The 20,710-nt window shown below is 70.3% G+C and carries 20 protein-coding genes and 1 pseudogene; 10 read left to right on the top strand and 11 right to left on the bottom strand.

Going from position 1 to position 20,710, the window contains the following annotated elements; genetic code table 11:
* The first annotated feature begins 21 nt into the window (after positions 1–21).
* Positions 22–1,071, top strand: coding sequence for a Zn-dependent alcohol dehydrogenase (locus OG219_RS21375; protein ID WP_266836172.1), 1,050 nt, complete (start codon positions 22–24; stop codon positions 1,069–1,071).
* Here the strand turns inward: OG219_RS21375 and OG219_RS21370 are convergent.
* Positions 1,068–2,156, bottom strand: a complete 1,089-nt coding sequence (locus OG219_RS21370; protein ID WP_266828817.1) for a GlxA family transcriptional regulator — start codon at positions 2,154–2,156, stop codon at positions 1,068–1,070. The two genes, OG219_RS21375 and OG219_RS21370, sit on opposite strands and share 4 nt — an antisense overlap.
* Before the next feature lie 71 nt (positions 2,157–2,227).
* Here OG219_RS21370 and OG219_RS21365 point away from each other — a divergent pair, with 71 nt between their 5' ends.
* Positions 2,228–3,535 carry an MFS transporter gene (locus OG219_RS21365; protein WP_266828815.1) on the top strand — a complete coding sequence of 436 codons (1,308 nt, stop codon included), beginning with the start codon at positions 2,228–2,230 and terminating at the stop codon, positions 3,533–3,535.
* A gap of 15 nt (positions 3,536–3,550) precedes the next feature.
* On the opposite strand, the gene OG219_RS21360 is transcribed toward OG219_RS21365, so the two are convergent.
* The 3 genes from OG219_RS21360 to OG219_RS21350 form a co-directional block, all read right to left on the bottom strand.
* Positions 3,551–4,204 carry a flavin reductase family protein gene (locus tag OG219_RS21360; protein WP_266836171.1) on the bottom strand — a complete coding sequence of 218 codons (654 nt, stop codon included), beginning with the start codon at positions 4,202–4,204 and terminating at the stop codon, positions 3,551–3,553.
* Positions 4,205–4,290: 86 nt separating this feature from the next.
* Complete coding sequence (locus OG219_RS21355; protein WP_266828813.1) at positions 4,291–5,115, bottom strand: enoyl-CoA hydratase/isomerase family protein; 825 nt, start codon at positions 5,113–5,115, stop codon at positions 4,291–4,293.
* Between the two features lie 232 nt (positions 5,116–5,347).
* Positions 5,348–7,573, bottom strand: a complete 2,226-nt coding sequence (locus OG219_RS21350; RefSeq protein WP_266828811.1) for an acetate--CoA ligase family protein — start codon at positions 7,571–7,573, stop codon at positions 5,348–5,350.
* 576 nt (positions 7,574–8,149) lie between these two features.
* On the opposite strand from OG219_RS21350, the gene OG219_RS21345 reads away from it, so the two are divergent.
* Together OG219_RS21345 and OG219_RS21340 are read left to right on the top strand one after the other, a co-directional pair.
* Entirely contained in the window at positions 8,150–8,668 is a 519-nt protein-coding gene (locus tag OG219_RS21345; RefSeq protein WP_266828809.1) for a cupin domain-containing protein, read from the top strand.
* Positions 8,669–8,792: 124 nt separating this feature from the next.
* Positions 8,793–9,362 (top strand): ester cyclase, encoded by a 570-nt coding sequence (locus tag OG219_RS21340; protein ID WP_266828807.1) that lies wholly within the window; start codon positions 8,793–8,795, stop codon positions 9,360–9,362.
* A 244-nt stretch (positions 9,363–9,606) separates the two neighbouring features.
* On the opposite strand, the gene OG219_RS21335 is transcribed toward OG219_RS21340, so the two are convergent.
* Positions 9,607–10,167 (bottom strand): NADPH-dependent FMN reductase, encoded by a 561-nt coding sequence (locus OG219_RS21335; protein ID WP_266828805.1) that lies wholly within the window; start codon positions 10,165–10,167, stop codon positions 9,607–9,609.
* A gap of 95 nt (positions 10,168–10,262) precedes the next feature.
* On the opposite strand from OG219_RS21335, the gene OG219_RS21330 reads away from it, so the two are divergent.
* Both OG219_RS21330 and OG219_RS21325 read left to right on the top strand, forming a co-directional pair.
* A complete protein-coding gene (locus OG219_RS21330) occupies positions 10,263–10,718 on the top strand; it encodes a MarR family winged helix-turn-helix transcriptional regulator (RefSeq protein WP_266459811.1) in 456 nt (151 codons plus the stop codon).
* 46 nt (positions 10,719–10,764) lie between these two features.
* A complete protein-coding gene (locus OG219_RS21325; RefSeq protein WP_266828803.1) occupies positions 10,765–11,829 on the top strand; it encodes an LLM class flavin-dependent oxidoreductase in 1,065 nt (354 codons plus the stop codon).
* A 266-nt stretch (positions 11,830–12,095) separates the two neighbouring features.
* On the opposite strand, the gene OG219_RS21320 is transcribed toward OG219_RS21325, so the two are convergent.
* Positions 12,096–13,583 carry an FAD-dependent oxidoreductase gene (locus OG219_RS21320; protein WP_266828801.1) on the bottom strand — a complete coding sequence of 496 codons (1,488 nt, stop codon included), beginning with the start codon at positions 13,581–13,583 and terminating at the stop codon, positions 12,096–12,098.
* Positions 13,584–13,746: 163 nt separating this feature from the next.
* Positions 13,747–14,955: an NAD(P)/FAD-dependent oxidoreductase gene (locus OG219_RS21315; protein ID WP_266828799.1), complete on the bottom strand. Its 1,209-nt coding sequence runs from the start codon at positions 14,953–14,955 to the stop codon at positions 13,747–13,749.
* Between the two features lie 316 nt (positions 14,956–15,271).
* Here OG219_RS21315 and OG219_RS21310 point away from each other — a divergent pair, with 316 nt between their 5' ends.
* The 3 genes from OG219_RS21310 (at position 15,272) to OG219_RS21300 (ending at position 17,394) form a co-directional block, all read left to right on the top strand.
* Positions 15,272–15,679 carry a Zn-ribbon domain-containing OB-fold protein gene (locus OG219_RS21310; RefSeq protein WP_266828797.1) on the top strand — a complete coding sequence of 136 codons (408 nt, stop codon included), beginning with the start codon at positions 15,272–15,274 and terminating at the stop codon, positions 15,677–15,679.
* 126 nt (positions 15,680–15,805) lie between these two features.
* The gene (locus OG219_RS21305) at positions 15,806–16,411 is read left to right on the top strand and encodes a GNAT family N-acetyltransferase (protein WP_266828795.1); all 606 of its coding nucleotides are present in this window, start codon (positions 15,806–15,808) and stop codon (positions 16,409–16,411) included.
* A gap of 77 nt (positions 16,412–16,488) precedes the next feature.
* Entirely contained in the window at positions 16,489–17,394 is a 906-nt protein-coding gene (locus tag OG219_RS21300; protein WP_266828793.1) for a GNAT family N-acetyltransferase, read from the top strand.
* Here OG219_RS21300 and OG219_RS21295 read toward each other — a convergent pair.
* From OG219_RS21295 to OG219_RS21285, 3 genes are all read right to left on the bottom strand, one after another.
* Positions 17,372–18,052 (bottom strand): pyridoxal 5'-phosphate synthase, encoded by a 681-nt coding sequence (locus OG219_RS21295; RefSeq protein ID WP_266828791.1) that lies wholly within the window; start codon positions 18,050–18,052, stop codon positions 17,372–17,374. The two genes, OG219_RS21300 and OG219_RS21295, sit on opposite strands and share 23 nt — an antisense overlap.
* Before the next feature lie 59 nt (positions 18,053–18,111).
* A complete protein-coding gene (locus tag OG219_RS21290; protein WP_266828789.1) occupies positions 18,112–18,537 on the bottom strand; it encodes a pyridoxamine 5'-phosphate oxidase family protein in 426 nt (141 codons plus the stop codon).
* Positions 18,538–18,801: 264 nt separating this feature from the next.
* Complete coding sequence (locus OG219_RS21285; RefSeq protein WP_266836433.1) at positions 18,802–19,089, bottom strand: hypothetical protein; 288 nt, start codon at positions 19,087–19,089, stop codon at positions 18,802–18,804.
* Between OG219_RS21285 and OG219_RS21280 the strand changes: the two are divergent.
* Positions 19,019–19,360, top strand: a pseudogene (locus OG219_RS21280) (GtrA family protein); the annotation flags it as partial. The gene OG219_RS21285 and the pseudogene OG219_RS21280 sit on opposite strands and share 71 nt — an antisense overlap.
* A 67-nt stretch (positions 19,361–19,427) precedes the next feature.
* On the opposite strand, the gene OG219_RS21275 reads toward OG219_RS21280, so the two are convergent.
* The gene (locus tag OG219_RS21275; RefSeq protein ID WP_266828787.1) at positions 19,428–20,627 is read right to left on the bottom strand and encodes an acetyl-CoA acetyltransferase; all 1,200 of its coding nucleotides are present in this window, start codon (positions 20,625–20,627) and stop codon (positions 19,428–19,430) included.
* Positions 20,628–20,710 lie beyond the last annotated feature (83 nt).

Below are 20,710 nucleotides of genomic sequence, written 5' to 3'. Positions count from 1 at the left end.
GGCGGAGCGATGCCGGGACCGATGCGGGGCGTGATCTTCGACGGCAAGCAGACCCAGGTCGTGGACGATCTGGAGGTACGGGATCCAGGGCCCGGCGAGGTGCAGGTCGCGATCTCCGCGGCCGGGCTGTGCCACAGCGACCTGTCCGTGGTGGACGGGACCATACCCTTCCCCGTTCCTGTGGTGCTCGGCCATGAGGGCGCGGGGATCGTGGAAGCGGTGGGTGTGGGCGTCACCCATGTCCAGCCCGGTGACCATGTGTCGCTGTCCACGCTCGCCAACTGCGGGACCTGCGCCGAGTGCGACCGGGGGCGGCCGACGATGTGCCGCAAGGCGATCGGGATGCCGCAGCAGCCGTTCGCGCGGGGAGGCCGGCCGCTGTACCAGTTCGCGGCCAACTCGGCTTTCGCGGAACGGACGTTGGTGAAGGCGGTCCAGGCGGTCCGTATCCCCGAGGACATTCCCCTGCCGTCGGCCGCGCTGATCGGCTGCGGAGTGCTGACGGGGGTGGGGGCCGTGCTCAACCGCGCGCGGGTGGACCGGGGCGACACCGTCCTGGTGATCGGCACGGGCGGCATCGGCCTCAACGTCATCCAGGGCGCGCGGATCGCGGGCGCACTGAAGATCGTCGCGGTCGATTCCAACCCGGCGAAGGAGGAGGTGGCCCGCCAGTTCGGCGCGACCCACTTCCTGACCTCGACGGACACCGTCAAGGACATCCTCCCCACCGGCGCGAACCACGCCTTCGAGTGCGTGGGCCGCGTCGAACTCATCCGCCAGGCCATCGACCTGCTGGACCGCCACGGCCAGGCGGTACTCCTCGGCGTACCCCCCTCGACCGCCGAGGCCTCCTTCCTCGTCTCCTCCATGTACCTGGACAAGTCGATCCTGGGCTGCCGCTACGGATCCTCCCGCCCGCAACGCGACATCGCCCTGTACGCGGAGCTGTACCGGGAGGGCCGCCTGCTGCTGGACGAGCTGGTGACGGAGACGTATCCGGTGGAGGACTTCGAGAAGGCGGTGGCGGATGCGCAGGGGGGGAGGGTGGCGCGGGCGGTGCTGACGTTCTAGACGCCGATCCCGGCACGGAAGGTGCGGCGGTACGCGGTGGGGGTGACGCCGAGGGCTGTTTGCAGGTGCTGGCGCATCGACTGGGGTGTGCCGAAGCCGGCTTCGTGGGCCACCTGGTCGATGGACAGGGTGCTGGACTCCAGTAGGTGGCGGGCGCGTTCGACGCGTTGCTGGGTGAGCCACTGGCCGGGGCTCACACCCACCTCCTCGCGGAAGCGGCGCGTGAAGGTGCGTACGGACATGGACTCCTGCTCGGCCATGTCGCGGAGCTGGAGCGGTTCGGCCAGGCGGGCGAGGGCCCAGGCGCGGGCGGCGGTGGTGGTGGCCGCCTGCGCTTCCGGGACCGGACGCTGGACGTACTGCGCCTGACCGCCCTCGCGGTGCGGCGGTACGACGGTGCGGCGGGCCACGTCGTTGGCGACGGCGACGCCGTGGTCGCGGCGTACGAGATGGACGCACAGGTCGATACCGGCCGCGACCCCGGCGGAGGTGAGGACGTCGCCGTCGTCGACGAAGAGGACGTCGGCGTCGACCCTGACCTTCGGGAAGAGCTCCTGGAAGTGCTCCGCGTGCATCCAGTGCGTGGTGGCCGGGCGGCCGTCGAGATAACCGGCCGCGGCGAGGACGTATCCGCCGGTGCAGATGGAGACGAGGCGGGTGCCGGGGCGGATGTGGGCGAGGGCGGCGGCCAGCTCGGGGGTGAGTACGCCTTCGTCGTGGACGGGGCCGAGCTCGTACGAGGCGGGGATCACGACGGTGTCGGCGGTGGCCAGCGCCTCGGGGCCGTGTCCGACGAGGACGGCGAAGTCGGCGTCCGTCTCGACGAGGCCGGGCGGGCGGATCGAGCAGGTGACGATGTCGTACAGGCTCCTGCCGTCCGCATCGCGCGCCTTGCCGAAGATGCGCTGCGGGATGCCGAGCTCGAAGGGCAGCAGGCCGTCGAGGGCGAGGACGACGATGCGGTGCCTGGGGGAGGGCTGGTGGTGCGGGGCGGGCTGGTGCTCGGGTGCCTGCCGGTCGGACGTGTGCCGCGGGGGTGCCTGCTCGTCGGACGTCTGCTGCGGAGGTGCCTGTTCGTCGGCCATGGCCCGATCCTAACGAATGCTGTCCTTCGGGCCACTCGTTCGCGGAGATCGCAGGACCGAAGCTCTATGACGTGACCCAGACGACCGAAGCCGCAGAGGCCGTTCAGAAGCCCCGTACCAGCAGACGGCACCGCATCCACCGCGCGTGGTTCGTCGCCGCAGTCACCTTCGTGACGATCATCGGCGCGGCGGCCTTCCGCTCGCTGCCGGGGCTGCTGATCAACCCGCTGCACCAGGAGTTCCACTGGTCGCGCGGCACGATCGGCCTGGCGGTGTCGATCAACCTCGCGCTGTACGGGCTGACGGCGCCGTTCGCCGCCGCGCTGATGGACCGCTTCGGGATACGGCGGGTGGTCGCGATCGCCCTGATCGTGATCGCGCTCGGTTCGGGTCTGACGGTGTGGATGACGGCGGTCTGGCAGCTGCTGCTGTGCTGGGGGCTGCTGGTGGGGCTCGGCTCCGGCTCGATGGCGCTCGCCTTCGCGGCGACGGTCACCAACCGCTGGTTCACGACGCGGCGGGGCCTGGTGACGGGCATCCTCACCGCGGCCTCGGCCTCCGGCCAGCTGATCTTCCTGCCGCTGCTGTCGTGGATCGTCACGGAGCACGACTGGCGGCCCGCGGCCGTGACGGTGTCCCTCGCGGCCCTCGCGGTGGTCCCCTTCGTCTGGCTGCTGCTGCGGGACCACCCGGCGGACGTGGGCCAGAAGCCGTACGGGGCAACGGAGTTCGTCGAGAAGCCGCCCCCCGTGCCGGGCGCCGCCCGCCGCGCGGTGACGGTCCTCCTCTCCGCCGTCCGCACCGGCCCCTTCTGGCTGCTCGCCGGAACCTTCGCGATCTGCGGCGCCTCCACGAACGGCCTGATCCAGACGCACTTCGTGCCCGCCGCGCACGACCACGGCATGCCGATCACGGCGGCGGCCTCGCTCCTCGCGGTCATCGGCGTCTTCGACGTCGTCGGAACGGTGGCCTCCGGCTGGTTCACCGACCGCTTCGACCCGCGCCGGCTGCTGGCGGTGTACTACGCCCTGCGCGGCGTCTCGCTCCTCTTCCTGCCGATGCTGCTTGCCGAGACCGTGCACCCGCCGATGATCTTCTTCATCGTCTTCTACGGCCTCGACTGGGTCGCCACGGTCCCGCCCACCCTGGCCCTGTGCCGCGAGCAGTACGGCGAGGACAGCGCCATCGTCTTCGGCTGGGTCCTGGCCTCGCACCAGATCGGCGCCGCCCTCGTCGCCTTCCTCGGCGGCGTCGCCCGGGACACCTTCGGCTCGTACAACGTGGTCTGGTACGCGTCGGGAGCGCTGTGCGCGGCGGCGGCGCTGATGGCGCTGGTGATCCGGCGCCGACGGCCGGCCGCTGCGGTGCTCGCGGTCTGACGGCACCCGGTGCGCTCAGGCGAACCGGCCCTTGTGGAACAGCAGCGGGGCCGCGGCGTCGTCGCCTGTGCCGAGCGCCTCCACCCGTCCCACCACGATCAGATGGTCCCCGCCCGTGTGCACCGCGTGGATCGTGCAGTCGATCCAGGCCGTGGCGTCCGCGAGGCGGGGGGAGCCGGTGACGGGCGCCGCGTCGTACACGACCCCGGTGAACTTGTCCCCGCCGCGCACCGCGAAGCCGCGGCACAACTCGCCCTGGTGCGCCCCCAGTACGTTGACGCAGAAGACGCCCGCGCGAGCGATCCGCGGCCATGTCGTCGACGTACGGCCGACCATGAAGCAGACCAGCGGAGGGTCGAGCGAGAGGGAGGAGAAGGACTGGCAGGCGAAGCCGGCGGGGTCGGCTGGGCCGGCGGGGCCGGTTCCTGAGCCCGAGCCCGAGCCCGGGCCTTCGCCGACGCCGGTGGCCGGTGCCGTCACGACCGTCACCCCGGTCGCGAAGTTCCCCAGTACGCGGCGGAATTCGGCCTGGTCGACGGGTGCCCGTTCGTCCTCGCCGACCGCCCGCAGTTCCGGGCGCGGCAGCGCTTCGACCGGCTCCGCGACCGTGGGTGCGCCGACCGACCTGAGGTATCGGACGGCGGTGGCCGCCATCCCTGCGTGTCCCATCACAGCACCCATTGAAGCTGACGGATCGTCAGAAGTGAATGCTGCCAGCCGTTTTGGTCGGAACCTGCGCCAGCGTCCTCCGTACCTCAACGCCCCCGGTACTTCGGATCCCGCCGCTCCACGAAACTCGCGACCCCCTCGTTCGCGTCCGCCGTCGTCATGTTGATCTCCTGCGCCGCCGCCTCCGCGGCGAAGGCGGTCGCGCGGTCACTGTCCAGGGACGCGTTGACCAGCTGCTTCGTGAGAGCGAGCGCGCGGGTCGGGCCGGTGGCCAGCCGCTCGGCCCACTCGCGCGCGGTCTTCTCCAACTCCTCAGGCAGTACGACCCTGTTGACGAGCCCGAACCGCTCCGCGTCCGCCGCCGCCAGCGCGTCGCCGAAGAACATCAGCTCCTTGGCGCGCTGCGGGCCGATCAGACGGGGGAGGAGGTACGCCCCGCCGCCGTCCGGGACCAGGCCCCGGCGTACGAACACCTCGATGAACCTGGCCGAATCCGCCGCGAGCACGAGGTCGCACGCGAACGCGAGGTGCGCGCCGATCCCGGCCGCCGTGCCGTTCACCGCCGCGATCACCGGCTTCTCGCAGTCGAGGACGGCGGAGACGAGCCGCTGGGCGCCGAGCCGGATCGTACGGGCCACGTCGCCGGGCACCCGATCCCCGGCCGACGGGCCCCCGCGCAGGTCCGCGCCCGCGCAGAAGCCGCGGCCCGTCCCCGTGATCACGACGGCCCGTACGTCCGGGTCGGCGGAGGCTTCCGCGAGCAGTCCGATCACGCGTTCCCGCTGGTCCCAGGTGAGGGCGTTCATCGTCTCGGGCCGGTTGAGGGTGATCCGGGCGACCGCGTTGTCAGTGGCGTGAAGTATCAATGAGTCGAGGGACTTTTCGGGAGATACATGGGGGGAGTCGGACATGGGGGTACTCCGTTTCGTACGAGGAGTGGTGGGCCCTTTCGTACGAGGGGTGGTGGGCCTTTTCGTGCGAGGAGCAGTGGCTCTCCTGCGAGGAGCAGCGGTTTCCGTACGAGGAGCAGCGGTTTCCGTACGAGGACCAGCGGTTTCCGTACGAGGACCAGCGGTTTCCGTACGAGGACCAGCGGTTTCCGTACGAGGAGCGGTCGGCCTCCTGGGCGGGAGGTGCGGCCGCTCAGCGGCACATCACCAGCGCGTCCAACGCCACCGCCCCCTGCCCCCGGGGCAGCACCATCAGCGGATTGATGTCCAGCTCCGCGATGTCGTCCCCGAGTTCGAGCGCCATGCGCTGGACCCGGATGACGACCTCCACCAGCGCGTCGATGTCGACGGGCGGAGCCCCGCGGACCCCGTCGAGCAGCGCCCGCCCGCGCAGTTCGGCGAGCATGGCGCGGGCCTGGTCGTCACCGAAGGGCGGCACGCGGACGGCCGCGTCCCGGAGCACCTCGACGAGGACGCCGCCGAGACCGACGGTCACGGTCGGCCCGAAGAGCTCGTCGTGCGTGACGCCGACGACCATCTCGACGCCCCGTTCGACCATCTGGCACACGAGGACCCCGTCGAGCGAGATCCCCTCGTAGCGCGCGATGTCGGTCAGCTCGCGATAGGCGTCGCGGACCTGGCTCGCGGAGGTCAGAGGGAGCTTCACCAGGCCGAGTTCGGTCTTGTGGGCGATCTGCGCGCCGGAGGCCTTCATCACGAGGGGGTAGCCGATCAGGCTCGCCGCGCGCACGGCCGCCGCCGCGCTGGTCACCAACTGCTCGCGCGGCACCCGGATCCCGTACGCCCGCAGCAGCTGCTTCGCCGCGTGCTCGCTCAGCTGCTGCCCGGGCCGCATCAGCGCCTGCGCCTTGCGGAAGGAGGGCGAGGGGGTGCGGGGCGCCTCGTCGAAGGGGGAGCGGTAGGAGGCGGCGAACCGGTGGTGGTCCAGATAGGCGCGTACGGCGGTGATGCAGTTGGCGAACGTACGGAAGGTGGCTACCCGGGACGACCCGAGCAGCGTCTCGCGGTACGCGGCCTCCGTGCCGACCGGCGACCCCCACACCACGCAGACCAGCTTGTCCGTCTGCTCCGCCGCGTCCACCAGATCCTGCGCCAGCTTGTCGCTCATCGGCGGGAAGGGCCCGGTGATGGGGCAGATAAGCACACCGACGGAGGGGTCGGCGAGGATCGCGTCGATGATCTTGCGGCCGCGCCAGTCGCCCACCGGGTGACCGCCGTTGTCGACGGGGTTGGCGACGTTCAGGTACTCGGGTATCCACTCGTGCAGCTCGGCCTGCTTGTCGGGCGACAGCGGGGGCAGGGAGAGTCCGGCCTCGCTCGCCAGGTCCGCGAAGTGCGCGCCCGTGCCGCCCGAGATCGAATACACGACGACCCCGTCGGCCTGCGGGGCCCGGGCGCGGGCCAACAGGGCCGCGGTGTCCTGGAGTTCGTCGAGTCCGTCGACGCGGATCACGCCGAACTGCCGCATCGCCGCGTCCACCACCGTGTCGGCGCCGGTCAGTTTGCCGGTGTGTGAGGCGGCCGTGCGGGCGCCGGTCTCGGTGCGGCCGACCTTGACCGCGACGACGGGTACGCCGCGCCGGGCGGCGCGGTCGGCGGCGAGCAGAAAGGAGCGGCCGTCCTTGAGGCCCTCGACGTAGCAGGCGATGGCACCGACCTCGGGCCGCTCGGAGAAGTAGGAGATGAAGTCGGCGGTCTCCAGGTCGGCCTCGTTGCCGGTGGGCGCCCAGTGGGAGAGCCGTACGCCCAACTCCTGCATCGCGAACACCGGCCGGCCCTGGTGCCCGGACTGCGTGATGAGCGCGATCGCCGGACCGTCGAGGTCGTCGCGGAACTTCTCGAAGGCGTTGAGGTTGGTGTTGGGCCCGAGCAGCCGCAGCCCCGAGCCGGCGACGGCCGTGGCGAGCCGGGCCTGTGCGAGGGCGCCCTCGGCTCCGGTCTCGGCGAACCCGGAGGCGAAGGCGACCGCGAACTTCACCTTGGCCTCGGCCAGCTTCTCGATCACGGGAAGGGGGTCGCCGACCAGCAGCACGGCCAGGTCGACCTGTTCGGGCAGGTCGGAGATGGAAGGGAGGCACGGTATGCCGAAGACGGACTGACGGGTGGGGTGCACCGGGTGCAGCCGCGCGCCGACCCGCTCGGCCCAGGCGATCAGCTGTCGCGTGATGCCGGTGTTCGGCCGCCCCTCGGCGTCCGAGGCGCCGATCACGGCCACGGACTCGGGACGGAAGAAACGGTCCAGATCGGGTACGCCCGCATAGAGCGGACGGCCGCTGACGTCCAGGTCGTGGACCTCGGCCGGCCGGCCGTGCACGACGGGTGAGGGTTGCTCGCCGCAGGCGATGACCCGGGCCCGGCGGGAGTCGGTGGTGAGGGTGCCGTGGGTTGATCCAAGCATCGGTCCGCCCGCTCCTGTGTGACAGCCAATTAACTGACGCATAGTCAGATTACTTAACTGACGCCGTGTCAGGAACCGTTGTGCACGCAAAGACACGTGGAGGATGCTTGGTTGTGGGTTCTCAACGCTGTCGCCCGGTCCTCGGCAGAGGCGCCCGGCGCCCACCCGCAGTCTCAGGTGTACCCGCGTGAGTCATGACCTGACCCCTCCGTCGTGTGGCAAACCTTCCGGTGACGCAAGGGGAGATATTTGTCCCGTCAAGCATAGCGCTTGACGCGTCAAGTAAGTATGGTGATGCCTGTGTCCAGCGCCGAGCAGCCCGCTGCAACCTATGTCCGCACCGATTAGGGCCCTCACCGATTAGGGCCTATGCCCGCCCGCTCGCAGCCGTCGCGTCGCGCAGGTTGCGCAGCCGCCTCGGTTCGGCGGTGACGATGACCAACTCCGATGCTCCCGTCCGCGTCTTCCAGTGTTTCGCCACTCTCGGCGCTGTTCCCGGCGACCGGTGCGGGTTTTCCTGACGGTACGAGTCGGGGCTTCCGCTCTCACGGGCTCCACGATTGAAAGGCTATTGAGATGAGTCTGCCGTTTCGTGACGACCAGGATCCGAATTATCTGAAGAGTGGAGCTTTGTACGTCCCCGCGGGAGGGGGGCCGAGTAAATGGTTCTCCGGGGATACGTACACGATCAAGGCGTCAAGTGAGACCACGAATGGCTCACTCGGACTCGTGGAAGCCACGGTTCCCCCGGGCAATGGACCGGTCGCTCATGTCCACACCAAGACTGACGAGGCGTTCTACGTTCTCAACGGAGAAGTGGAGATCCTGGACGGTGAGCGAACGTTTACGGCCGGCACGGGCGACTTCGTTTTCGTCCCGCGAGGAACGCGGCATCGGTTCAAGAATACCGGCGTGCACGCTGCCAGGATTTTGTTCATGTTCACTCCGCCCGGCGAGGAACGCGTATTCATGTACGGCGACGAAGCGCAGCCCGGTCAGTCGCCGATCCGCTGGACGCTGGAGCGTTTCGCCACTCCGGAGATTCTGAAGTTCAACGAGGAATCCGGTGTCGTCATTCTCCCTGAGGTCGACTGAACCCCGGCGAGCACGATTTCAAAGTCATGGCGATCACGGATGCGTCCTGGCGCTCTGTCCACAGCTTTGCCGCGTGTGATCGTCGAGCGAAACAGATTCTCCAGTCGCGAGAGGAATGAACGCAATGGGAATAGATGCCAGGGGTCTGGCCGAGGGACTTTTCCAGATCCTCGTGACGGGTGATCCGGCGCTGGCCGCCGACGTGGTGGGCGACGACTTCCACAACCGCGAAGCGGCCGTGTCGCCCCCGGCCTGTTCACTTCCCGGGCCTGCGGGGGTTCTCGCCTCGGGTGCATGGATGCGGTCGGCCTTCAGTGACCTGCGCTTCCCCGTCGTCGGTATGACCGGCAACGACGACCAGGTCTGGGTGCGGCTGCGTATGCAGGGCCACCACACCGGCCCGTTCGTCCGCTTCCGCGACGGCGCCCTCGACCAGGCCATACCCCCCACGCGGCGCGAAATCGACTTCGAGCAGATTCACGTTCTCGACATCCGCGACGGCAGGGTGGTCCGACATGAAGCGGTGCGCGACGACATGACCATGCTGGGCCAGCTCGGCATCTTTCCTCCAGCACCGGCCACCGCGCTGAGCATGCTCGCCTGGCGGGTGTCCGGACGAGCCGCTCGCGCGGCCGCTGACGTCACGGCACAGGCGGCCGAAGCGGCCGCCCTGCTGCGGCGAAACCAGATCTGACTGGCCGATCTCGTCGAACCGGCGATTCCCCTCAGCCCGCAGATCGCCGGGTCACAGACGTCCTTGCGGCGCCCGGTCTCCGGCGTCGTGCCCGGCCGGTCGATGCTGGTCGTGAACGTGGCGACCAGCCGACACCGCGGTCAAAGGCCAACGGGGGCGAGGGAATTCGGAAACAGCGGCCCTCAAGGCTCGGACGCCGACCGACATCCAGCGGGACCTCGCCCTCACCTCACAGGGCGTGAGCTCAGCCGGCGCGCAGCGGGGCCAATGTCTGACTCCATGCCACGACCTGGTCCAGCGTGGTGGTGAGTGCGTTGCGCTGGAAGTCGGTGGGCTTGAACACGCTGAAGTTCTCGAAGTCGGTGAACAGGGACAGTGCGACCTGGGCGCGCACGTCGGCCATCTGGAGTTCGCCGGCTATCAGGCGCAGGTGCTCCACGGCGCGGGTGCCGCCGGCCGAGCCGTAGCTGACGAACCCGACGGCCTTGTTGTTCCACTCGGCGTAGAGGAAGTCGATGGCGTTCTTCAGCGCACCGGAGGTGGAGTGATTGTACTCCGGCGTCACCATGACGTAGCCGTCGAACGAGGCGATCTTCTTGGCCCAGCTCAGGGTGTGCGGCTGCGTGTACTGGCCCAGCGACGGCGGGTACGCCTCGTCGAGGTGGGGGAGCTTGTAGTCGAGCAGGTCGACGAGCTCGAACTCCGCGTCGGTGCGCTGTGCGGCGACCTCGTGCACCCACTGGGCGACGGCCGCCCCGTTGCGTCCGGGGCGGGTGCTGCCGAGGATGATCCCGATCTTGGTCATAGCGCTACGCCTTCCCATTGATCCATCCGCGAATATGCTTGTTCCGTCAAGTAATCACATAGCCCTTGATTCGTCAAACAAGTAAGATGGGAGGCATGCCGACCTCCGAGCAGCCACTGCAACCCATGAGTACGGACGAGGAAGCCCTCGTGCGCGAGCTCAGCCGGGTGATGATCGCCCTTCCTCGCGTGGTCGACGCCGACATGATGCGAGAGCAGCACATGCAACTCTCCGAGTACACGACGCTGATGTTTCTGTCCGAGGCCCCGCACCGGCTGATGCGCATGAGCGAGCTCGCCGCCACCGGCACCCTCTCGCTGAGCGGGATGACCCGCATCGTCACCCGCCTGGAGAAACAGGGGCTGGTCGAACGGGTCAGGTGCGCCGAGGACGCCCGAGGGTGGAACGCCGTCCTCACGGATGCGGGCCTCGCCCGGCTGGAACAGGCATGGCCCGCCCACCTGGCCAGCGTCCGGCGCCACATCCTCGACCACGTCGAGGGCGCCGACCTGACCCAACTCATCAGCGCACTGCGGCACTTCGCGACCTGACCCGCCTGCTGATGCGCGCCGGCGCGAGAACCCGAGGAGCACGACCATGACCGACCACTCGATCGACCGAACCGGTGACGGAGACATCACGCTCGGCCTTGACACGTTCGGTGACGTGACGAACGACGCCGACGGCGCACCGCTCACGCACGGCCAGACCATTCGCGGTCTGGTCGAGGAAGGTGTCCTCGCCGACCAGGTCGGCCTGGACCACTTCGCCATCGGCGAGCACCACACGGAGTCCATGCCGCTGTCGGCCGCCGACATCGTGCTCGCGGCCGTCGCGGCACGCACGTCACGTATCCGCCTGGGCTCGGCGGTCACGGTGATCAGCTCCGACGACCCCGTCCGGGTCTTTCAGCGCTACGCCACCCTCGACGGCGTCTCCGGCGGTCGCGCCGAGGTGATCCTCGGCAGGGGATCGAGCACCGAGTCCTTCCCGATCTTCGGCTATGACCTGAACGACTACGAGGAGCTGTTCGAGGAGAAGCTCGGCCTCTTCGCCGAGTTGCTGCGGGAGAAGCCGGTCACCTGGTCGGGCAGGACCCGCGCGTCGCTCGACGGCCTCGCCATCTACCCGCACAGCGAGTCGGGAGCGATCCCGACCTGGGTCGGCGTCGGCGGCAGCCCCCAGTCGGTCGTCCGAACAGCCCGGTACGGGTTCTCGCTGATGCTCGCGATCATCGGGGGCGACACGGGCCGGTTCGCGCCGTTCTCCCAGTTGTTCCAGCAGGCGTTGGAGAAGTTCGGACAGCCCCGGCGGCCCGTCGGCATTCATGCGCCCGGCCATGTCGCGGCCACGGACGAGCAGGCGCAGGAGGAATTCCTGCCCGCCTTCGAAGCCGTGATCCGTAGCGTGGCCGCGCAGCGCGGTTTCCGCACTCCCACCCGCGAGAGCCTCCTGCGCGACGTGGGCCCCGGCGGCGCGCTGCATGTCGGATCCCCCGAAACCGTGGCCCGCAAGATCGCGGCGACGCTCAAGGAACTCGGCGCTACGCGCTTCGACCTGAAGTACGGCATGAACGGAATGCCGCACGACGCGCTCATGACCAACATCGAGCTGTACGGCACCCAGGTGGCACCTCTGGTGCACGAGATGATGGGCTCCTGACGCCTCGGCGTTCATTGGCCCTGCGGCGCGGTCTGCCCCGACTTCTACATATTCGGCGCGGTCCGCACCCTGCACGCCGCGGATGAACTGGTACACAGCCTGTCCGGACGCGTCCTCGCCGAGCGCACCGTGTCCTGACCGGTCGCGGACGTGGTGCCCGCCGGGCGCAGACCGCTCGGCGGGCACCACGTGGCTCGCCGCTTCACTGGCAGAGAGACGCTCATGGGCAGACGCTCATGAGTATCCGGGGCCGTCCGAAGTGCCCGTCAGAGCACCGCCAGGATCTCCTTCGCCACCCGCTCGCCGGAGCGGACGGCGCCGTCCATGTAGCCGTTCCAGTAGGTGGAGGTCTCGGTGCCGGCCCAGTGGATGCCGCCGGTGGGGCGGCGGAGGGCGGGGCCGTACTGGGTGAGGACGCCGGGCGGGGCGTAGGCGACCGGGCCGCCGCGGGAGAAGCCCTCGTTGTCCCAGCGCTGGAGTACGAAGGAGGTGGGGGACTTGGCCTTGTCACCGAAGTAGGTGACGTAGTCCTTCAGTACGGCCGCTTTGACCTCGTCGGCCGTGGCCGAGTCGAACGCGCGCATCTCGTCGGCCTCGATGAAGCCCATCAGGGCACCGTAGGAGGCGTCCTGCGGTGAGTTGTCGAAGGTGGAGCGGACCGCGCCGGTGTCGCTGACGACCTGGCCGTTGAGGCCGTCGGCGCGCCAGAACGGGGTGTCGTACACGGCCACGGCCTTCCCGACCGAGCCCATCGGCATCCGCTGGCTGAGCTGGTCGCGGTCGGCGGGCAGTAGCGGGTCGTACGAGATGCGCGAGGCCAGCGGCGGTGGCAGGGCGACGACGACGCGGCGGGCGCTGACACTCACTCCGTCCGCCGTCACCGTGTACCGGCCGCCGGAGAGGGTGATGGAGCGGACGGGCGCGTTCAGGACCACGCGGTCCCCGAGGGTGGCGGCGAGCTTCACCGGGACCTGGTGCGAGCCGCCGACGAAGCGGGTCTCCTGGGCGCCGTTCGCGGTCTCGGTGAGGCGTTCCAGGGTGCCGGGGGTCGAGGCGTTGCCCGCGGAGGCGATGTAGAAGAGGACGTAGAGGAGGGAGAGTTCGCGGGGTTTGGCCGAGAAGAGGGAGGTGCAGGCGACGTCGAGGAGGAACTTCGCCGAGGGGATGACGGCGTTGGCCTTCAGCCAGGTCTCGAAGGTCTGCTGGTCCCACTCGACGGCTTTCTCGGCGGTCCAGGGTGCGTCGACGGGCACCTTCGTGGCCATGTCGTCGAGCATGGCCTGCAGGGCGGCGGCGTTGGCGAGCCCGGCCAGGTCGACGGGCGGGACCGAGCCGAGGAGGCCGTCGGTGGCGTACGGGGTGCGCTTGCCGTCCTTGTAGAGCACGTTCTTGCCGGTGTTGTACGTGGCGAAGGTCGCCACGCCCAGGTCGTCGGCGAGGGCCTTGATGCGGTCCTGGGTGGGGCCGATGAACTCGCCGCCGCCTTCGGTGACACCGCCGTTCGCCAGTTTCAGGTTGACGACCCGGCCGCCGACGCGGTCGCGGGCCTCCAGGACGACGACTGTCCTGCCCGCCGCCACCAGGTCACGGGCTGCGGTGAGTCCGGCGAGCCCGCCGCCGACGACGGCGACGTCGGCTTCGCGGGTGGCCGCGGACGCGGTGCCGGCGGCTGCACCGGTGAGGGCGACACCGGTCGCGGCGGCGCCGCCGATCAGGGAGCGCCGGGAGAGCTGTCTTTCTCGGGCCACGTTCATCCTCCGTCGAATGCGCGAGGTGGATGGAGCTGGAAAGTGAGCAGGGCTCGCATTCTGGCCCCCGTGGCTGGATCGGTACAGCACTCTCGCCACATCTGACGCACCAGTAACACCCCGGGTACATCAGGAAGTTGAGAGTCCCTACGTCAGGGAGGTGATCGGGTCAGTGTGCGGCCGAGGACGGTTTCCGGGTCGGGGAGTTGCGGGCGACGGCCTTCGCGATCTTCTCCGCGTCGATCGACAGTTCGCGGAACATTCCGGAGATGGGGTTGGTGAAACCGCTGAAGTAGAGGCCTGGTGCGTTCCTCGGGGTGCGGGCGCCGTGGACGACCGGGCGGCCGCGCGCGTCCAGCACGTCGAGGTGGCCGACGAGACCCTCCAGGGCGCGGACGTAACCGGTCGCGGCGATCACGACGTCCGGGCCGATCCGGTCCCCGTCGGCCAGGGCGACCTTGCCGTCCTCGAAGCCGTCCACCGCGGCCACGATCTCGACCCGGCCCTTGCGGACGGCGTCGATGAGACCGACGTCCTGGACGGGGATGGAGCCCTCGTTGACGCGCGAGTAGAGGCCGGTGTCGGGGCGGGGCAGCCCCTTCTCGGACAGGTCCGGGACGCTCAGCTTGGCCATCGGTCCTGCGAGGCGGTCGACGAGGCCGACCGGCAGCCGCCGTACGGCGATGCCCGTGAACTGGGCGGCCCACCCGGCCGTCGAGCGGCGCACGATGTGCGGCGCGGTGCGGACGGACAGGCGCACGCGGGAGGCGCCGCCCTCGATCAGGTCCACGGCGATCTCGGCGCCCGTGTTGCCGATGCCGACGACGAGGACGTCGCGGCCGGTGTAGGGGGCGGGGTTGCGGTAGTCGCCGGCGTGCAGGAGTTCGCCGGTGTAGCCGTCGCGGCCGGGCCAGTCGGGGATGTGGGGCGTGTGGTTGTAGCCGGTGGCGACGACCACCGCGCTGCCCGTCAGCTCACGGCCGCCGGTGGCGTGCAGCAGCCAGCCGTCGCCGCCCGGGGCGGGTTCGATGCGCGAGACCTCGACGCCCGTCACGATCTCCAGCTGGTGGAACTCGGCGTACTTCTCCAGGTAGCGCACCACGTTGTCCCGCGACACCCACCGCCCGAACGCGCGCGGCATCGCCAGCCCCGGCAGCGAGGACAGCCGCCGGGTGGTGTGCAGGTGCAGCCGGTCGTAGTGGCGCCGCCAGGACGCCCCGACCCGCTCGGACTTCTCCAGCACGACGGCGCGTACGCCCTGCGCGCGCAGCGCGTACGCCGCGGCGAGTCCGCCGGGGCCGCCGCCGATGACGTACACGGGGCGGTCTTCGTGGGACGGCACCGGGTGGGGCGTCGAGGAAGCAGTGGAGTCGGCCATGAGCGCGAGCGTAATCACGTGGTCAATTGATAGGTCTCGGTCAAGCCCGGAATCGGTTGCGAACTGATCACGGCTGTAGGAGGAGTGGGTGGGGCTGGTGGCGTAGGTCACCTGGTTGTGTGCGGGGTGTGGAGGGGGACACTCGCGGCGGAGTGTGGGCGTGGGTGTGTACGCCTCTTGCGTAGGTGCTCTCCGATGCGTTGAACTGACGTACCGTCAGATGCGTCTTGTCGGCAGGAGGTTCGGGCATGGACACGAACTGGCTCAGTGGGGCGGAGCGGCCGGCCGTGCTCCGTATCGGGTTCGGGCTGTTCTCGTGAGTGGCGCGCGCTTCGATCTGCCTGAGGTGGACGCCTTCACACGGCCGTACTGGGACGCGGCGGCGGAGGGCCGGCTGCTGGTGCGGCGCTGCGGGGGGTGCGGACGGGCCCACCACTACCCCCGGGAGTTCTGCCCGCACTGCTGGAGCGAGGACGTGGAGTGGGAGCGGGTGAGCGGCCGCGCCACGCTCTACACCTGGTCCGTCGTCCACCGCAACGACCTCCCGCCGTTCGGCGAGCGCGTCCCGTACGTCGCAGCGGTCGTCGATCTCGCGGAGGGTCCGCGCATGATGACCGAGGTCGTGGAGTGCGGGGAGGGGGCGCTGCGGGTGGGGATGGGGCTGGACGTGACGTTCCGGGGGGTGGGGGGCGTGTGCGTGCCGGTGTTCCGGCCCTGGGGGTGAGTCGTGCGCGGGGTGGGTCGTAGGCGTGTGCACGGCAGGTGTTGCGGCCCCTTGTGTGGGTGAGTGCGTGGTCGATGGTTGCGCCCCGGGTGGGGGTCGTACGGGCTGAGGGGTTTCAATGGGGTGATGGCCGACGTCCACGAGCATTACGCCATCCATCCCTTCCCGGAGCAGCGCGGGCACGGGCTTCGGCTGCGTTCCTGGAACGCGGAGTCCGACGTCGATGTCGCGGCGTGGCTGCGCGGGCTGTCCGACCCGGAGTTCCAGCGGTGGAACACGCCGCTGAGGATGGTGCGGGACATCGACGGCGCCCGTGAGTCGCTGCGTGCGCGTGCGGGGGCCGCGGTGGACGGGAGCGGGGTGTCGTTCTGTGTCACGGAGGCGGACACCGGCGAGCTGCTCGGGCACATCGGCGTCAACGAGATCGACCACGTCGTGCGCTGCGCCCGCGTCGGCTACTGGGTCCTCCCCGAGGCCCGCGGCCGCCAGGTGGCCACCCGCGCCCTGCTCCTCGCCACCCGCTTCGCCTTCACCGACCTCGGCCTGCACCGCCTGGAACTGGGCCACGCCCTCGGCCACGACGCGTCCTGCCACGTCGCCGAGCGCTGCGGGTTCCGGTACGAGGGGACGCTGCGGGGCGCGATGTTCGAGGCGGGGCGGCATGACGCGTTCCGGGATGTGCATCTGCATGGGCGGATCGCTTCGGATGCGGAGCCGCCGGGCGTGGCGTAGGTACGAGCCGGCGGCCCCGCACCGCCTGTGCCCTGGAATTCGGAGGCGCTGAAGAGGCGCGTGCGGGAAAATAAGACATGCGCCCTGCTGAGCGAGAACTCACCGCAGACTGGACCCTCACCGAAGACCTCGAAGCTTTCCTGGACCGCGCCGGAGGCTTCCTCCGCTCGCATCCCGCGCGGCACACCGTGCCGCTCACCGTGACCGAGACCTTGCGCAGGCTCGGGCCACATGCGTACGGGGACGGGGTGCCGGTCTTCGGTCTGCTGGAGCGGGCAGGTGCCGTGCGGGCGGCCTTCTTCCGTACGCCGCCGCGCAGGCCGAACCTCACGTCCCTGTCCGGGCAGGACGCGGACGCGCTCGCCGACCGGCTGGCGGATCTCGGGCACAGCCTGCCCGGTGTCACTGCCGACCGCGAGACCGCCGCGGCCTTCGCCGAGGCTTGGGAGCGGCGCACGGGAGCGGCGGCAGTGCTGCGACGGCGGGAGCGCCTGTACCGCCTCGGCACGTTGACGGCGCCGGAGCCCGCCCCGCCCGGCCGGGCCAGGGTCGCGAGCGAGGCGGATCGGTCTCGACTCACAGCCTGGCACGGAGAGTTCGCCGAGGCCGTCGGTGAACACGGGCCCCGCGACAGCGGCACCTGGGCCGACGACCGGATCGCCTACGGCGGCATCACGCTCTGGGAGACCCCCGACGGCACCCCGGCCGCCATGGCCGGTGCCACCCGCCCGATCGCCGGGCAGCTCCGCATCGGCCCCGTGTACACCCCCGCCCACCTCCGTGGCCGCGGATACGCCGGTGCCGCAACCGTGGAGGTCAGCCGCGCCGCGCTCGCCTCGGGCGTCGACGAGGTGCTGCTCTTCACCGACCTCGCCAACCCGACCAGCAACGGCCTCTACCAGCGGATCGGTTACCAGCCGGTGGCGGACTTCGCGACGTACGAGTTCACCGCGCACGACATCACGGCCACAGCAGCTCCTTGATCCAGCCGGATGGCGAACCGGGCTCTGTTCGGCGGTAGTTGAGGCGTACGTGGCGTCTACGGGCGTCTCCCTGGAAGAACTCCGCCTCGTCCGGGCGGAGGTGGTAAAGGGTCCAGGTGGGGACGGGGGTGGTGGGTTCGCGCTGGGCCTGGGACCAGGCCGCGTCCGAGCGGCGTTCCAGCTCCTCCTGTGATGGGAGGACTTCGCTCTGGTGGCCGACGAGGGCGGCGGCCAGTGCGCCGGTGGAGCGGGCGTGCAGGTCCGCCTGGCCCGCCTCGGCCGGGGCGACGGTGACTGGTCCGCGGAGGCGGATCTGGCGTCCCTGCGAGGGCCAGTAGAAGCCGAGGGCGGCGTACGGGCGGGCCGCCAGCTGCCGGCCCTTGCGGCTCGTCGCGTGGGACGCGAAGGACCAGCCCTCGGCGTCCGCCCCGTGCAGCATCACCGTACGGACGTCCGGCAGCCCGTCCTCGTCCGCCGTGGCGAGGGACACCGTGTGCGGCTCGGTCTGGCCCGCCGCCACCGCCTCCGCGAACCACCGCTCGAACAGCGGCAGCGGCTCGTCGGGTGCCGCGCCCGGATCGAAGGGGGGCAGCTCGGTGTCCCAGACCCGCTGGGACCGGAGCAGGCGGACGAACTCGGATGACGCGTCGGCACTCATGGCCTGATTGTCACGTGCGGTCCACCTACCCCGCTCGCACCCCTACTCACCGGGAGATCTCACAACGAGCCGAGGTCGGACGAGACCCAGCGCTCCGGACGCATGCGGACGACGACCTGCGCGCCGTGTTCCTTCCAGGCGGAGTCGACGTAGGCATCGACCTTGTCGGCCGGGAGGTAGCGGGCCGAGATCTCCTGGAGCTGTTCGCGGGTGGCGGGGGCCGTGTCGACGACAGGCCCCTCGACCGACACGTACCGGATGGTGGGTTCGAGCCGGTCGACCATCAGGGAGAACCGGCCCGCCGTCTCGATCAGCTCGTTCTTGCGGGAGTCGAGCCCTGTCATGATCCAGACGGTGCCGTCGGGTTCGTACTGGTACCAGATCGGCACGGTCAGCGGGGCCCTTCCCGCCCCCGCGTCGACCGAGAACGCGGCGACGTGCGGCTCGGCGAGAAAGGCTTCGCGCTCTTCGCGGGGCAGGGCCATGTCGGTCTCCTCCTGGCTGCGAACAGTTGATGTCCGATTCAGCGTGACCCGTACCTCTTCGTATTCCGGAATCGATGGGTGCCCGGCGGGGTTGGCCTCTAACAGGAACTTCTCGGGTGACCCCCGGCCCATGGTGGGGCTAGCTCCACCAAGGGTTCGGGAGTCCGCCTCCTCGTGCTGAGGAGCGGGTGACGACATCGTTGAACCCAGTTGATCCCGGCTGAATTCAACTGAACTCAGCTGAACGCAACTGGTCCCAGAGGTTCACGGTCCCCGGAAGGAATCCCCCATGACAGCGCTGCTCCTGTCGAAGCCGGAGACGGCGTTCGCGGCGCGGGGTTCCGAGCCGGCGGAGAAGACCGGCCCGAGCGTCGTACGCCGGCTCCCGGTGACCTCGGTGACCCCGGTCGCCCCGGCCCTCCACAGACCGGGACCGCTCGCCTCCTTCGCGCGGTTCGTCCTGTTCGGCGGCGGTGTCGGGGTGCTCTCCAGCGCCGCCGTGGCAGGGCTCGCCGGGGTGCTGCCCTGGGCCCTGGCGAACGCGGTGATCACCGTCGCCTCCACCCTCCTCTGCACGGAGTTGCACGCACGCTTCACCTTCGGGGCCGGGCGGCATGCCGGATGGCGCCAGCACTGGCAGTCCGCGGGATCGGCCGCGGCCGCCTTCGCGGTGACCTCCGCGGCGATGCTCGTACTGCACCTGGTGCAGGCCTCGCCCGGGATGCTGACGGAGCAGATCGTCTACCTCAGCGCCTCCGGGCTGGCCGGAATCGGACGCTTCCTGGTGCTGCGCCTGTACGTCTTCGCAAGCGGCCGGAACCGGACCACGGAGCCGGGCGGGACTCCCGCCGTCAGGCGGCCGCGACTCACCTCCATCAGCCGGCCGCGACTCACCCCCGCCCCAGCACCACCGTCGCCGAAGAGCAGAACCAACCGCCCGTCCCGGAGGCGACCGCCAGCTCCGGCAGGCGCCCGCCGGCCTTCCGTACCTGGCGTTCGCCGGCCTCTCCGCGCAACTGCCGTACCGCCTCCACCAGGAGGAACAGTCCCCGCATCCCGGGGTGTTGGGCGGACAGCCCGCCCCCGTCCGTGTTGACCGGCAGCTCCCCGCCCACCAGCAACCGGCCCTTCGCGGCGTCCACGAACGAGCCCCCCTCGCCCTTCTCGCAGAAGCCGAGGTCCTCCAGCGTGACCAGCGTCATGTACGTGAAGGCGTCGTAGATCTCGGCCAGGTCGATCTCGTCCGGGCGGACCCCGGCGCGGGAGAAGGCGAGGCGGCCGCTCACCGCCGCCGGGGAGACGGTGAAGTCCGCCCACTCGGACATGGTGGTGTGCGAGACGTGCTCGCCGGTGCCGAGGACCCAGACAGGGGCGGTACGGCAGTCCCGTACGTACTCCTCGGCCGCAAGCAGGACCGCCGCGCCGCCGTCGGAGCGGATACAGCAGTGGAGCTTGGTGAAGGGGTCGGCGATCATCGGGCCCGACAGGACGTCGTCGACGGTGACCGGGGTGCGGAACATCGCCTCCGGGTTCGCCGCCGCGTTCGCCCGGGCCTGCACGGCGACCGAGGCGAGCTGCTCCAGCGTCGTGCCGTACTCGTGCATGTGGCGGCGGGCGGCCATCGCGTACTTGGCGATGAGGGTGTGGCCGTAGGGGACCTCGAACTGGAGGGGACCCCGGGCGCCGAAGGACAGGTTGCCGGTGCGGCGGCCCGCCTTGATGTCGGCGCGGGCCGTGGAGCCGTAGACCAGCAGGACGGCGTTCGCGTGGCCGGCCGCGATCGCGTCGGCCGCGTGGGCGGCCATGACCTCCCAGGTGGAGCCGCCGACGGAGGTGGAGTCCACCCAGGTCGGGCGCAGCCCCAGATACTCGGCCACCTCGACGGGCGGCAGCGTGCCGAGACCCGCCGACGCGAAACCGTCGACCACCTCGCGTCCGAGCCCCGAGTCTGCCAGCGCGCGGCGGGCGGCCTGGGCGTGCAGGGCGTACGGCGTCGCCTCCTCCATGCGGCCGCAGTCGGAGAGGGATATGCCGACGACGGCGACCTTGCGTCTGCCCTTACCGGAAGTCCTTGGAGTTCCTGGCGTCATGAATCTGACGGTACATCAGACAATGTGGGCGGGGGAGGCCGTCGCGGGCCTGTGCATCTGGCTGCCGCAGCCCTAACATGACG

The organism is Streptomyces sp. NBC_00038, from assembly GCF_026343635.1.
GTDB lineage: Bacteria > Actinomycetota > Actinomycetes > Streptomycetales > Streptomycetaceae > Streptomyces.
Note: the sequence above shows the minus strand (reverse complement) of the source record. Positions and strands in the feature narration are given on the sequence as shown.